The sequence below is a fragment of the Lentzea alba genome (assembly GCF_011067745.1).
Classification (GTDB): domain Bacteria; phylum Actinomycetota; class Actinomycetes; order Mycobacteriales; family Pseudonocardiaceae; genus Lentzea; species Lentzea alba.
Window position 1 is genome coordinate 411,009 of the sequence record NZ_JAAMPJ010000006.1, and the last position, 12,254, is coordinate 423,262.

Annotated in this window: 13 protein-coding genes and 1 riboswitch; of the genes, 10 read left to right on the forward strand and 3 right to left on the reverse strand. The window is 68.4% G+C overall.

Annotation, left to right across the window (positions count from 1 at the left end; translation table 11 throughout):
- Window positions 1-44 precede the first annotated feature (44 nt).
- The 8 genes from G7043_RS24050 (at window position 45) to G7043_RS24085 (ending at window position 6,917) form a co-directional block, all read left to right on the forward strand.
- On the forward strand, window positions 45-368 hold the full coding sequence (locus tag G7043_RS24050) for a DMT family transporter (RefSeq protein ID WP_166049404.1): 324 nt from the start codon (window positions 45-47) through the stop codon (window positions 366-368).
- A complete protein-coding gene (locus G7043_RS24055) occupies window positions 365-955 on the forward strand; it encodes a TetR/AcrR family transcriptional regulator (protein ID WP_166049406.1) in 591 nt (196 codons plus the stop codon). Before G7043_RS24050 ends, G7043_RS24055 begins: the two co-directional genes overlap by 4 nt.
- Before the next feature lie 4 nt (window positions 956-959).
- Window positions 960-1,514: a hypothetical protein gene (locus G7043_RS24060; protein WP_166048999.1), complete on the forward strand. Its 555-nt coding sequence runs from the start codon at window positions 960-962 to the stop codon at window positions 1,512-1,514.
- Between the two features lie 90 nt (window positions 1,515-1,604).
- The gene (locus G7043_RS24065) at window positions 1,605-2,447 is read left to right on the forward strand and encodes a DUF4097 family beta strand repeat-containing protein (protein ID WP_166049001.1); all 843 of its coding nucleotides are present in this window, start codon (window positions 1,605-1,607) and stop codon (window positions 2,445-2,447) included.
- 185 nt (window positions 2,448-2,632) lie between these two features.
- Window positions 2,633-4,501: a molecular chaperone DnaK gene (gene dnaK / locus G7043_RS24070; RefSeq protein WP_166049003.1), complete on the forward strand. Its 1,869-nt coding sequence runs from the start codon at window positions 2,633-2,635 to the stop codon at window positions 4,499-4,501.
- A complete protein-coding gene (gene grpE, locus G7043_RS24075; RefSeq protein ID WP_166049005.1) occupies window positions 4,498-5,139 on the forward strand; it encodes a nucleotide exchange factor GrpE in 642 nt (213 codons plus the stop codon). Before dnaK ends, grpE begins: the two co-directional genes overlap by 4 nt.
- 183 nt (window positions 5,140-5,322) lie before the next feature.
- A complete protein-coding gene (gene dnaJ / locus G7043_RS24080; RefSeq protein WP_166049007.1) occupies window positions 5,323-6,483 on the forward strand; it encodes a molecular chaperone DnaJ in 1,161 nt (386 codons plus the stop codon).
- 5 nt (window positions 6,484-6,488) lie between these two features.
- The gene (locus G7043_RS24085; protein ID WP_166049009.1) at window positions 6,489-6,917 is read left to right on the forward strand and encodes a heat shock protein transcriptional repressor HspR; all 429 of its coding nucleotides are present in this window, start codon (window positions 6,489-6,491) and stop codon (window positions 6,915-6,917) included.
- Between the two features lie 392 nt (window positions 6,918-7,309).
- Here the strand turns inward: G7043_RS24085 and G7043_RS24090 are convergent, their stop codons facing one another.
- Entirely contained in the window at window positions 7,310-8,209 is a 900-nt protein-coding gene (locus G7043_RS24090) for an SDR family oxidoreductase (RefSeq protein WP_166049012.1), read from the reverse strand.
- Between the two features lie 82 nt (window positions 8,210-8,291).
- Here G7043_RS24090 and G7043_RS24095 point away from each other — a divergent pair, with 82 nt between their 5' ends.
- Window positions 8,292-8,867: a TetR/AcrR family transcriptional regulator gene (locus tag G7043_RS24095; RefSeq protein WP_166049014.1), complete on the forward strand. Its 576-nt coding sequence runs from the start codon at window positions 8,292-8,294 to the stop codon at window positions 8,865-8,867.
- Here G7043_RS24095 and G7043_RS24100 read toward each other — a convergent pair.
- Together G7043_RS24100 and G7043_RS24105 are read right to left on the reverse strand one after the other, a co-directional pair.
- On the reverse strand, window positions 8,850-10,067 hold the full coding sequence (locus G7043_RS24100) for a serine hydroxymethyltransferase (protein WP_166049016.1): 1,218 nt from the start codon (window positions 10,065-10,067) through the stop codon (window positions 8,850-8,852). The two genes, G7043_RS24095 and G7043_RS24100, sit on opposite strands and share 18 nt — an antisense overlap.
- 13 nt (window positions 10,068-10,080) lie before the next feature.
- Window positions 10,081-10,165, reverse strand: a riboswitch (ZMP/ZTP riboswitch).
- 5 nt (window positions 10,166-10,170) lie between these two features.
- On the reverse strand, window positions 10,171-11,274 hold the full coding sequence (locus tag G7043_RS24105) for an FAD-binding oxidoreductase (protein ID WP_086661358.1): 1,104 nt from the start codon (window positions 11,272-11,274) through the stop codon (window positions 10,171-10,173).
- A 402-nt stretch (window positions 11,275-11,676) separates the two neighbouring features.
- Between G7043_RS24105 and G7043_RS24110 the strand changes: the two genes are divergently transcribed.
- A complete protein-coding gene (locus G7043_RS24110; protein ID WP_313888047.1) occupies window positions 11,677-12,231 on the forward strand; it encodes a pyridoxamine 5'-phosphate oxidase family protein in 555 nt (184 codons plus the stop codon).
- The last annotated feature ends 23 nt before the right edge of the window (window positions 12,232-12,254 follow it).

Below are 12,254 nucleotides of genomic sequence, written 5' to 3' on the forward strand. Positions count from 1 at the left end.
GGAACAATCGTTCAAGTAGTTGCCCTGAGCTGCCGGAGGTCGCCGTGTTGTACCTGTATCTCGCTGCGGCGATCGTGGGTGAAATCGCCGCCACCGTGTCGTTGAAGCTGTCCGAGGGATTCAGCAGACTGTGGCCGTCAGTCGTGGTCGTCGTCGGTTACGCCATCGCCTTCACGGCCCTTTCGCGCGCGTTGAAGTTGGGTATGCCCGTAGGCGTCGCATACGCCGTGTGGTCAGCTGTCGGTGTTGCAGCCGTTGCGATCATCGGCTGGAAGTTCCTCGGCGAGACCCTCAACCCCACGATGGTCATCGGGCTGGCCCTGATCATCGGAGGCGTGGTGACGCTCGAACTCGGGAGGACGCACTGACCACAGTCGCAGACAGTCCGAAGATCGACGGCCGCCGGGCGCGTGGCGAGAAGAAGCGCCAGGCCATCGTCGAGGCCACCCTGCGCGTGATCGAACGCGACGGCATCGCCGGTGTGACGCACCGCAGCGTGGCCCGCGAAGCAGGCGTGCCGACGACGGCGCCGACCTACTACTTCGCGTCGCTCGACGACCTGTTGATCGCGACGCTGCTGTGGTCCACCGAAGCGCTGTGCGACGAGATGCTGAAGGTCGTCGCGAGTGGTGGCACCGCCCGTGCGATCGCCGCGAGCCTGGCCAAGGCCCTGAACGAGAACCGAGGCCGCACGCTCGCCGAGTACGAGCTGTACCTGCTGGCCGGTCGGCGTCCCGAGCTGAAGGCGGCTGCGCGCCGGTGGCTCGACCTGGCCGTGGAGGCGGTCCGGCCGGCGGACCCGGTGGCGTTCCGCGCGTTCCTCGCGGCCGTCGACGGGCTGCTGATCCAGGGCCTGATAGCCGATGTTGCTCCGAACGAGGAGGAGCTGGAGCCAATCGTGTCCTTCTTGATCTGCGGCCGCGACGATTTCCCGGCCGCGACGAGGGAACAATGAGGTCATGAAGTTCGCGCGAGAGGTGTCCGGCATCAGCCACGGGGTGAGCCTGGGGCTGCTGGCAGCGCTCTACGTGCGGGACGCCCTGGCCCTGTCGGTCGACGTCGAGCCGCACGTGCCGGGCCTGGAGCCCCCGCTGCCGGTGCAGGTGCCCGCGGGCGTCGACCGCGCCGCCGTGACCGCCGAGTGGCCGGGCTGGTGGGCCGACGCGCTGGACGCGTGCACGCGCGGAGCCGAGCCGCCCACGCCGGAGGACGCCGAGGCGTTGCTGACCCGGCCGGCCAGCAGGGCCGCGGTGCTCGCGCTGAAGCCCGGCATCGAACAGCTGCACCGCGTGCAGAGCCCAGCGGCGTTGCCGATCGGCGACGTGCTGCGCGGCATCGAGTCGCGGATCGGCCGGTGGGCGCAGAGCGTGGAACTGCACATCGTCGAGGTGCCGGTCGACGGCCTGCTGTGGGAACGGATCGCGCCGGCCCACGTGCTCGCGTCGACGCGGTTCCTGAACGACCCCGCCCGCACCGCTCCGGCCCTGCGCGCGGTCCTCGAAGACCTGGTCTGAATCTGTTCGACACAGGTAGGGACAACCCCACCCCGCCTTCGGGGGTTGTCTGCCGTGTAGCTGAGTGCCACCACCTCTACTTTTGTGCTCATGATGAGGACGGCGCTGGTGGCATTGGTGGCGGGGGCGGTGCTCACAGTGCTGTCGTCCTGTGGCATTCGCATCATGAAGTACGAGTTCGAGGACGACAACGTCGTCTCGGAAAAGGTCACGTCGGTGAAGGTGCGTGGCGAAGACGGCTCGGGGAACGTGTCGATCCGGTACCAGCAGGGGCTTACCGAGACGAAGATCCACCGCAAGGTCGAGCACGCGAGGGACAACAAGCCTTCGGGCATCGCGCACCGCGTCGAGGGCAGCACGCTGGTGCTGGACGGCTGCGGCAGGGACTGCGAGATCAACTACGACGTCGTGGTCCCGTCCGCGGACATCTCGGTGATCGGTGACACCGGTTCGGGAGACGTGACCGTGGAGGGGCTGGCCTCCGTCGACTTCCGGACCGGCTCCGGCAGGATCACCACCCGCGACATCTCCGGGGACGTCAAGGCGAAGGCCGGATCCGGTGACTTCACCGCCACCAGGGTCAACGGCGCCGTGACCGCCGACCTGGGCTCCGGCCGCATCCAGCTCGACTCGGTGAAGGGCAAAGTGCTGGTCAGCACCGACTCCGGTGACATCGACGGCACCGCGCTGGAGAACGAGGTGACCGCGGACGCCGGCTCCGGCCGGATCGAGCTGGCCCTGACCGCGGCCAAGTCGGTGCGGGTCGACACCGGCTCCGGCGACGTCAAGGTGAAGGTGCCAGGAGGTCCGTACAAGGTCAGCGGGTCGTCGAGCGGCGATGAACGCAGGATCAACGTGCCGACGGATCCGAACGCGACGCTGGAGCTCAAGGTCACCACCGGCTCGGGACGGGTGGACGTGCTCGGGGTCTGAGTTCGATCGGGGGATGTGTTGAGGGCCACTCCACAAGGGGTGGCCCTCGGCGCGTTGTGAGGGAACAACCAGATCTTCTCGGCCGTTGGGTCAGTCAGAAAGCTTGAGTCGGTTAGGCTCAAGGTTGGGTGGGATGGCAAACTTGAGCCAGCATCGCTCAACAAGTACTAGCGGAAGGAACTCCAATGGCGCGTGCAGTCGGCATCGACTTGGGGACGACCAACTCCGTCGTCGCCGTTCTCGAGGGCGGTGAGCCGACGGTCATCGCCAACTCGGAGGGCTCGAGGACGACCCCGTCCATCGTCGCGTTCGCCAAGAACGGCGAGGTGCTCGTGGGTCAGCCCGCGAAGAACCAGGCCGTCACCAACGTCGACCGCACCATCCGCTCGGTCAAGCGCCACATCGGCACCACGTGGAAGACCGACGAGATCGACGGCAAGCAGTACACCTCGCAGGAGATCAGCGCGCGCGTGCTGATGAAGCTCAAGCGCGACGCCGAGGCGTACCTGGGTGAGGAGATCACCGACGCCGTCATCACGGTCCCGGCCTACTTCGAGGACGCGCAGCGCCAGGCCACCAAGGAGGCTGGCCAGATCGCGGGCCTCAACGTGCTGCGCATCGTCAACGAGCCGACCTCCGCCGCGCTGGCCTACGGCCTCGACAAGGGCGAGAAGGAGCAGACCATCCTGGTCTTCGACCTCGGTGGCGGCACGTTCGACGTCTCGCTGCTCGAGCTCGGCGACGGCGTGGTCGAGGTCCGGGCGACCTCCGGTGACAACCACCTGGGTGGCGACGACTGGGACCAGCGCATCGTCGACTGGCTGGTCGACCGGTTCAAGCAGGCCAACGGCATCGACCTGACCAAGGACAAGATGGCCCTCCAGCGCATCCGCGAGGCTGCGGAGAAGGCCAAGATCGAGCTGTCGAGCTCCAGCAACGCCTCGATCAACCTGCCGTACATCACGGTCGACGCGGACAAGAACCCGCTGTTCCTCGACGAGACGCTGTCGCGCGCCGAGTTCCAGCGGATCACGAACGACCTGCTCGAGCGCACCCGCGCGCCGTTCAACAACGTGATCAAGGACGCCAACATCTCCGTCGGCGACATCGACCACGTCGTGCTCGTCGGTGGCTCGACCCGCATGCCCGCCGTGGCGGAGCTCGTCAAGGAGCTGACCGGCGGCCGTGAGCCCAACAAGGGCGTGAACCCGGACGAGGTCGTCGCTGTCGGCGCGGCTCTCCAGGCCGGTGTCCTCAAGGGCGAGGTCAAGGACGTCCTGCTGCTCGACGTCACCCCGCTGTCCCTCGGCATCGAGACCAAGGGCGGCATCATGACCAAGCTCATCGAGCGCAACACCACGATCCCGACCAAGCGCTCCGAGACCTTCACGACGGCCGACGACAACCAGCCGTCCGTGCAGATCCAGGTCTTCCAGGGCGAGCGCGAGATCGCGGCGCACAACAAGAAGCTCGGCATGTTCGAGCTGACCGGCCTGCCGCCCGCCCCGCGTGGCGTGCCGCAGATCGAGGTCACCTTCGACATCGACGCGAACGGCATCGTCCACGTGTCGGCGAAGGACCTCGGCACCGGCAAGGAGCAGTCGATGACGATCACCGGTGGCTCCGCGCTGCCGAAGGACGACATCGACCGCATGGTCAAGGACGCCGAGGCCCACGCGGAGGAGGACAAGCGCCGCCGCGAGGAGGCCGAGGTCCGCAACCAGGCGGAGACCCTCGTCTACCAGACGGAGAAGGTCGTCAAGGAGAACGACGACAAGCTCCCGGCCGAGATCAAGGACAAGGTCAACGCCGCGATCGCCGAGGCGAACGAGGCGCTCAAGGGCACCGACATCAACGCCATCAAGACGGCGGTCGAGAAGCTCGCGACCGAGTCCCAGGCGATCGGCCAGGCCATCTACGCCAACGCTCCGGGTGCCGCGGGCGCCGAGGCTCCTGGTGCCGACGCGCCGGGTGCGAGCGCCGGTGCCGGTGCGAAGGCCGGCCAGGACGACGTCGTCGACGCCGAGATCGTGGACGAGGACGAGAAGAAGTGACCGAGCCGAGGCACGCAGCCCCTGACGAGGAGCAGCCTCAGGTGGTCGTGAACGACCGGCGCCGGATCGACCCCGAAACGGGTGAGGTCCGGCCGCCGGCCCACACTGCCGAGGGAAGCCCGGAAGAAGGCACTGCTCCGGCCGACGAGCCCCTGGTCGCTGAGGTCGTCGACGAGGTGGCCGCCGAGCTGAAGACCCAGCTCGACGAGCGCACCGCCGACCTCCAGCGGCTCACCGCCGAGTACGCGAACTACCGCAAGCGGGTGGAACGCGACCGGGAATCGGTGATCAACAACGCGAAGGCGTCCGTGGCCGGCGAGCTGCTCTCGGTGCTGGACGACGTCGAACGGGCCGCCGCGCACGGCGACCTGACCGGCGCGTTCAAGGCCGTGGCGGACAAGCTCGTCTCCACGTTGGCCAAGACCGGCCTGGAGCCGTTCGCGCACGAGGGCGAGGCGTTCGACCCGTCGGTGCACGAGGCCGTGCAGCACAGCACGTCCCCGGACGTCGACGGACCGACGGTCACCGCCGTCCTGCGCCGCGGCTACCGGTTCGGCGAGAAGCTCGTCCGGCCCGCGCTCGTCGCGGTGACCGACCACGAGCCCGCGCCGGCGGCACCGCAGGCCGAAGAGAGCTAGCGCCGTGGCCGCCGGTCTTCACCGCGTCTTTCGGCGCTCAGCAGGGTGGCTCGGGGCACCGGCCCCGCGCCCCCATGCGGTCCAGCATGAGGACGCGGGGCCGGCACCGCGATCCACCCGTCTGACCGGCGAAATACGAGGCAAAGCCCGACGGCCACGGCACTGGAAAGGAGGAGACGTCCGGTGAGTGCTAGGGACTGGATCGAAAAGGACTTCTACCGCGAACTGGGTGTCTCCTCCGACGCGTCGGCGGATGAGATCAAGAAGTCGTACCGCAAGCTCGCCCGCGAGCTGCACCCCGACGCGAACCCCGGTGACGCCAAGGCCGAGGCCCGCTTCAAGGCGGTGTCCGAGGCCTACGGCGTGCTGTCGGACCCGGCCAAGCGCAAGCAGTACGACGAGGCCCGCCGCCTGTTCGCGGGCGGCGGTGGCTTCCCCGGCGGGTTCGGCGGTGGCGCCGGCGGCTTCGACGTCAACGACCTGTTCGGCCGGGCCGCCCAGGGCACCGGTGGCGGCGGCCTGGGCGACCTGCTCGGCGGCCTGTTCAACCGGCGCGGCGGTTCGGCCGGCTCGGCCACGCGACCGCGCCGTGGCGAGGACGTCGAGACCGACGTCCGCATCGACTTCACCGAGGCGGTGAGGGGAGCGACGGTGCCGCTGCGCCTGTCGTCCCCCGCCGCCTGCACGACGTGCGGCGGCTCGGGCGCCAAGCCGGGCACCACACCGCACGTCTGCGCCACCTGTTCGGGTTCCGGCCTGGTCACGCGGTCGCAGGGCGCGTTCGCGTTCAGCGAGCCGTGCCGCGACTGCCGCGGCACCGGCCGGATCATCGACGACCCGTGCCTCGAGTGCGGTGGCGACGGCGTCAGCACCCGCACCCGCACGCTGACCGTGCGGATCCCGTCGGGCGTCGACGACGGCCAGCGGATTCGCCTTGCGGGACAAGGCGAACCAGGCCGCAACGGCGGCCCGTCCGGCGACCTGTTCGTGCGCGTGCACGTCAACCCGCACAGCGTGTTCGGCCGTCAGGGCAACGACCTGACGCTCTCGGCACCGATGACGTTCGCCGAGCTGGCTCTCGGCACGACGTTGACCGTGCCGACGCTGGACGGCAAGGTGACCTTGAAGGTGCCCGCCGGCACCGCCTCCGGGCGAGTGCTGCGGGCCAGGGGCAAGGGGATCACGAAGCGGGACGGGACCGCGGGCGATCTCCTGATCACCCTGGAGGTCACGGTGCCGAACAACATGTCGTCCGAGGCCCGCAAGGCCCTCGAGGCGTACGCGGACGTGACCAAGGACCACGACCCGCGCGGTGAACTGAACGCACTCCTTGAAGGGCGGTGAGTTCGGTGGGTTTTCCCTTCCCTCCCGGGACTGATGAGGACACACCGTTCTTCGTGATCTCGGTGGCGGCCCAGCTGTCCGGGCTGCACGCCCAGACGCTGCGGTCCTACGACCGGATGGGCCTGGTTTCTCCCGGGCGCACCTCCGGTGGTGGGCGCCGGTACTCGATGCGCGACATCGTGCTGCTGCGCGAGGTTCAGCGTCTCTCGCAGGACGAGGGCGTGAACCTCGCGGGCATAAAGCGGATCATCGACCTGGAGAACCAGGTCGACGCGCTGCGTCAGCGGGTCACCGAACTGACCCAGGAACTGGCGAACGCGTTGGCAGCAGCCGATTCCGCGGCCGCCGCGGTGCACGCCTCCTACCGGCGGGACCTGGTCCCGATCCGGCAGGAGACCGCGCTCGTGGTGTGGAAACCGAAGCCGCGCAAGTGATCTTGTCGGACCCTCTGAGTACGTTGAGATGTAGGGGTTCCCGAGTTGGGGGTACCCCTGCGTCAGCGTGGCAGCGGCACATCGCGCCGTTCAGCGACGCTCTGCTGCGTGAGATGACTTCCGGCCTGTCGAGAAGTATTGGCTGAAGTCCGGGACGATCGGCGACGAGAACCTCGTGCGCTACCGCTTCCCGCATGATGGGCATCAGCGAGTTCAACGCGCTCTTCTGGCTCCGCCTGATGTTCGAGCCTTGCGCGAAGTGCGACTCGCATGAGCAAGCCCGGGCCTGGCTCACGACAGGTCGGGTGCAGCCCTCGTCGAGGAGTGCACGGGCGACAACGCTCCCGGCGAACACCTCGCGGAGTGGTTGCGCGGGCGGGAAAGCCGCTGACTCACCGCGCTTCGAAGTAGAACCCGGCCTCCAGATCCGCGAGCAGGCCGGGTTCCTGCGGTTCCCAGCCCAGCAACGCCTTCGTGCGCGCACCGGACGTCGGTGCGTCGCGCGCGACCATGTTCGCGAGCGGACCGAAGTGCTCCTGGGCCCGTTCCAGCGGAACGCTTTCAACCGGCACGTTCAGCTGTCGTCCGATGGCCTCGGCGATCTCCCGCATGGTCACGGCTTCTTCGGCGACCGCGTGCAGCACCGAACCCGCGGGCGCCTTCTCCACGGCCAGCCGGTACAGCCGCGCCACGTCCAGCGTGTGAGTGGCGGACCAGCGGTTCGTGCCGTCGCCGGGATAGCCGGAAACACCTGTGGCGCGGGCGGCCCTGACCAGCAGCGGGATGAAACCGGCCCTGTCCAGTTCACTGTGGACGGTCGGTGGCAACACCGCGACCGCACCGCGCACGTCCTGCGCGTCGACGATCAGGTTTCGGGCGGTGCCGCGGCTGTGGTCGTCGGGCACCCGCTCCTCCTCCGTGGCGGTGCGGCCCAGGCCGGAGTACGACAGCGTGCCACCGGTGCCGACGAGCGCCTTGCCGGTGCCGGAGAGTTCGTCGAGGAACGCGCCGACCACCGCGAGATCGGCGTCGGACGCGCCCTGGTAGTTCCCCGCGAACATCTCATCGTGCTTGAACGCCAGGTGGATCACGGCGTCCGCCTCGGCCGCGCCCTTGCGCAGCCCGTCCAGGTCGTCGAGATCGCCGAGTCTGACCGCGGCGCCCTGGGAGTCGAGCTTCGCGGCTGAGGCGTCCGAGCGGGCCAGCCCGACGACCTGGTGGCCCGCGCGCAGCAGTTCCGGGACCAGGGCCGAGCCGACGTGGCCGCTGGCGCCCGTGACGAAGACCTTCATGTCACTCCTCAAGTGATGGGACTTGGTCTCATCAACCGTAGCAGAGTGATGAGACCAAGTCCCATCACTTATGATGTGAGCCATGGGTCGATGGGAACCGGACGCGCGGGATCGGTTGGTGCGCGCCGCACTCGACCTGTTCGACGAGCAGGGCTACGAGAACACGGCGGTCGCGCAGATCGCCGAACGCGCGGGGCTCACGAAGAGCACGTACTTCCGGCACTTCCGCGACAAGCGCGAGGTGTTGTTCGGCGGTCAGGACGAGCTGGTCGAGCTGCTCGTCGCAGGGATCGCCGGAACGCCCGAGTCCGCAGGACCGCTGGCGGCGGTCGAGGGGGCGCTCGTGGCGATCGCTGTCACGTTCACCGAGGAGCGCCGGGCGAACGGGCCGCGGCGGCTCGCGGTGATCGCGGCCAACGACGAGCTGCGCGAACGCGACGCGATGAAGATGGCCGGATTTTCCAGCGTGATGCAGGAGGCGCTGCGGCGGCGCGGGGTACCGGAGCTCGACGCGGCCGTTGCCGTCGAACTGGGCGTGGTGGCGCTCCGGGTCGCTTACGGTCGCTGGCTGGAGGCCGGCGGGGACTTCGCGGAAGTCGCCCGCCGGGCACTCGATGAAGTTCGGATCGTGGCTGCCGCGCTAGAGGGTGCTGAGTAGCTCCTCGACCTCGGCGGCGATGCGGTCCAGCGCCTGGTCGTTGTCGTGGGCGGTGATGGCCCGGTCGATCCAGTCCGCGATCAACGGCATCTGCTCCGGCTTGAGGCCGCGCGTGGTGACGCCGGGCGTGCCCAGCCGGATGCCGGACGGGTCGAAGGGCTTGCGGGTGTCGTACGGAACGGCGTTGTAGTTCAGCTCGATGCCCGCGCGGTCCAGCGCGTGCGCCGCCGGCTTGCCGCCGATCTGCTTCGACGTCAGGTCGACGAGGATCAGGTGGTTGTCGGTGCCGCCGGACACCAGGTCGAAGCCGCGGTCCAGCAACGCGTCCGCGAGCGCCTTGGCGTTCGCGACGATCGTGTGCGCGTACTCGCGGAACTCCGGCTGCGAGGCCTCCTTGAGCGCCACGGCGATCGCGGCGGTCGTGTGGTCGTGCGGGCCGCCCTGCAGTCCGGGGAACACGGCGCGATCGATCGCCTTCGCGTGTTCGGCGTCGCACAGGATCATCGCGCCACGCGGGCCACGCAGCGTCTTGTGCGTGGTCGTCGTGATCACCGACGCGTGTCCGACCGGCGACGGGTGTGCGCCGCCCGCGACCAGGCCGGCGATGTGCGCGATGTCGGCGACCAGGACCGCGTCGATCTCCTTCGCGATCGCCGCGAAGGCCGGGAAGTCGATCGTGCGCGGGATCGCCGTGCCGCCGCAGAAGATCACCTTCGGGCGTTCGGCAAGGGCTTGTGCGCGGACCTCGTCCATGTCGACGACGCCGGTGTCCTTGCGGACGTCGTACTGCACCGCGTGGAACCACTTACCGGTGGCGGAGACGCCCCAGCCGTGGGTGAGGTGGCCGCCCATCGGGAGCGACATGCCCATCACGGTGTCGCCGGGCTGCAGGAACGCCAGGTAGACGGCGAGGTTCGCGGGTGCGCCGGAGAGCGGCTGGACGTTCGCGTGGTCCACGCCGAACAGCGCTTTCGCCCGGTCGATGGCGAGCTGCTCGACCTGGTCGATGATCTGCTGGCCCTCGTAGTACCGCTTGCCGGGGTAGCCCTCGGAGTACTTGTTCGTCAGCACCGAGCCTGTCGCTTCGAGCACGGCGGCGGACACGTCGTTCTCGGACGCGATCATGCGCAGCTTGCTGGCCTGACGACGTTGCTCGGCCTGGATCAGGGTGGCGATCTCGGGATCGACTTCGTGCAGCACGGCATCACTCCGTGCCGGGCACCCAGGCGTTCGGTGCGCTCGGCCGTCGCTTCCCGGTGGTCAGTTCCACCCTCGGCACGCCAGTCGCTTCGACGTGCCGAGTTTAGTCCAGCGTGAACGGGTCGTACTTGATCCGGTCCAGCGGCGTTCCGGCGACCAGCATGCGGGACACGGTCGACCTGATCATGGCGGGGCTGCCGCAGACCAGGACGTCACGCTCTTCCCACGCGCCGTAGCGGGTGACCACGTCGGCCAGGCTGCCCTGCTCGACACCCCGGACACCGGGATCCGACTCCAGCACCGGCACGACCGTGAGCCACGGGTTCGTGGTCGCGATGCGCTGCAGGTTGTCCAGGTCGTAGAGGTCCTCGCGGGTGCGGCCGCCGTAGAACAGGTGCACGCGCGGGTTCTCGCCGTACTGCGCCATCTCGTCGATGATCGCGTGCATCGGCGCGACGCCCGTGCCACCGGCCACCATCAGGATGTCCGACCCGGCCGTGCGGTCGACCGAGAGACGTCCCATCGGCGGTCCGATGCGCCAGGTGTCACCGGCCTGCGTGTGACCGACCACCGAGCGCGACACCCAGCCGCCGTCGACGGACCGGATGTGGAACTCGATGATGCCGTCTTCACGCGGGGCGTTCGCCGGCGAGTAGTACCGCCACAACCGCTTGCGCTGCGGCGTCTCCACGCTGACGTACTGACCGGCCTTGTAGTTGACCGGGTGGTCGGGCTGCAGCCGCACGACCGCCAGGTCCCACGACACGCGCTGGTGCTCCAGCACCGTCGCGTGCCAGTAAGCGGGCCCGTTGTCGGCGTCGGCCGCCTCCTGCATGGCTCGCGCCATCAGCGTGTACGCCTCGGCCCAGGCCATCTCGACCTTGGGGGTCCAGGCGGCACCGGAGAACTTCTTCACGGCGGACAGCAGTGCGGTCCCGACGGCCTCGTAGTGGACGTTGATGACACCGAACTTCCGGTGGTCACGGCCCAGTTGGCGGAGGAACGGGATGAGATCGTCCGGGCGGTCGACCATCTGCACCACGTGCACGAGGGCGCGCAGCAGGCGGCTGCGTTGCACCTCCATGTTCGCGGGGAACATCTCGCGTGTGGCAGGCGAGAGCGAGAAGAGCATTCCGTAGAAGAACTTCGCCACTTCTTCGGAGTGCGGCTCCACCACCGCGAAGCTCTCCCGGATCATCCGCACCATCGCGGTGACACCAGGCGGAGGTTCTCGGTGGGGCGGGGTAGGGATGGGGCTCAGCACAGCGTTCGCAGTCATGGTCCGCGCGCAGTCTCCACGTTCTCATTGGCGCCAGCAAGGCGCTGTCGTCCTCGTCAAGCATCCGTCCCCCGACAGGGTGGACAGTAACCCCTGATCGGGCTGTTTGACTCCTTGATGCCACCTTCGAGCGAAGTCCGATTACTGTACGCAACTAGTTGTTACCGCAACAGTGTGAATGTGAGGGCCCGTCTGTACCGGGTTGCGTGCTTGCGTGCTTGGGTTGGCCGCGTGTCCCTGCCTGAGTTGACTGAAACCACCTCACTCGACGGTGTTGAGCGATCCGACGCACTGCCTGGCTCACGTGGTGAGCACTTCCTCCAATGTGCCTTGGAGACGTCCGATCGCGCCACACGCTTCTACTCGGACCAGGTCCTGGACCACCTGAACCCCGCGATGGCCGAGTTCGTCGGCCGGATGGAGATGGCCTTCATCTCGACCGCTGATGCCGACGGGGAGTGCGACTCGACGCTGCGGGCCGGGGCGGCGGGGTTCCTGCGGGTGATCGACTCGCGGACTGTCGTGTACCCCGAGTACCGGGGGAACGGCGTGATGGCGTCTTTGGGCAACATCATGGAGAACCCGCACGTCGGGATGCTGATGGTGGACTTCGCTGACGACCTGATCGGGCTGCACGTGAACGGTCGCGCCCGGATCGCTCCTTTTGAGGAGTTCGAGTCCTTGGCCTCGGCCTCGGGTGAGGACAAGAAGGTGGAGCGGTGGGTGGTGGTGACGGTGCAGGAGGCTTACGTGCACTGTCGCAAGCACATCCCGCGGATGGTGCCGGTGGATCGGGTTCGGCACTGGGGGACCGATGACGTGAAGAAGAAGGGTGGCGACTTCTTCGGGGTCAAGGCCGGCAAGACGAGCAACGGGAACGACTGATCCGGTCGCACGGCAGGTCGCAC

Coding starts and splice junctions, on each gene's coding strand:
- G7043_RS24060 (WP_166048999.1), top strand. CDS start 960: ATGAAGTTCGCGCGAGAGGTGTCCGGCATCAGCCACGGGGTGAGCCTG.
- G7043_RS24065 (WP_166049001.1), top strand. CDS start 1,605: ATGATGAGGACGGCGCTGGTGGCATTGGTGGCGGGGGCGGTGCTCACA.
- dnaK (WP_166049003.1), top strand. CDS start 2,633: ATGGCGCGTGCAGTCGGCATCGACTTGGGGACGACCAACTCCGTCGTC.
- G7043_RS24090 (WP_166049012.1), bottom strand. CDS start 8,209: ATGAAGGTCTTCGTCACGGGCGCCAGCGGCCACGTCGGCTCGGCCCTG.
- G7043_RS24095 (WP_166049014.1), top strand. CDS start 8,292: ATGGGTCGATGGGAACCGGACGCGCGGGATCGGTTGGTGCGCGCCGCA.
- G7043_RS24105 (WP_086661358.1), bottom strand. CDS start 11,274: ATGGTGCGGATGATCCGGGAGAGCTTCGCGGTGGTGGAGCCGCACTCC.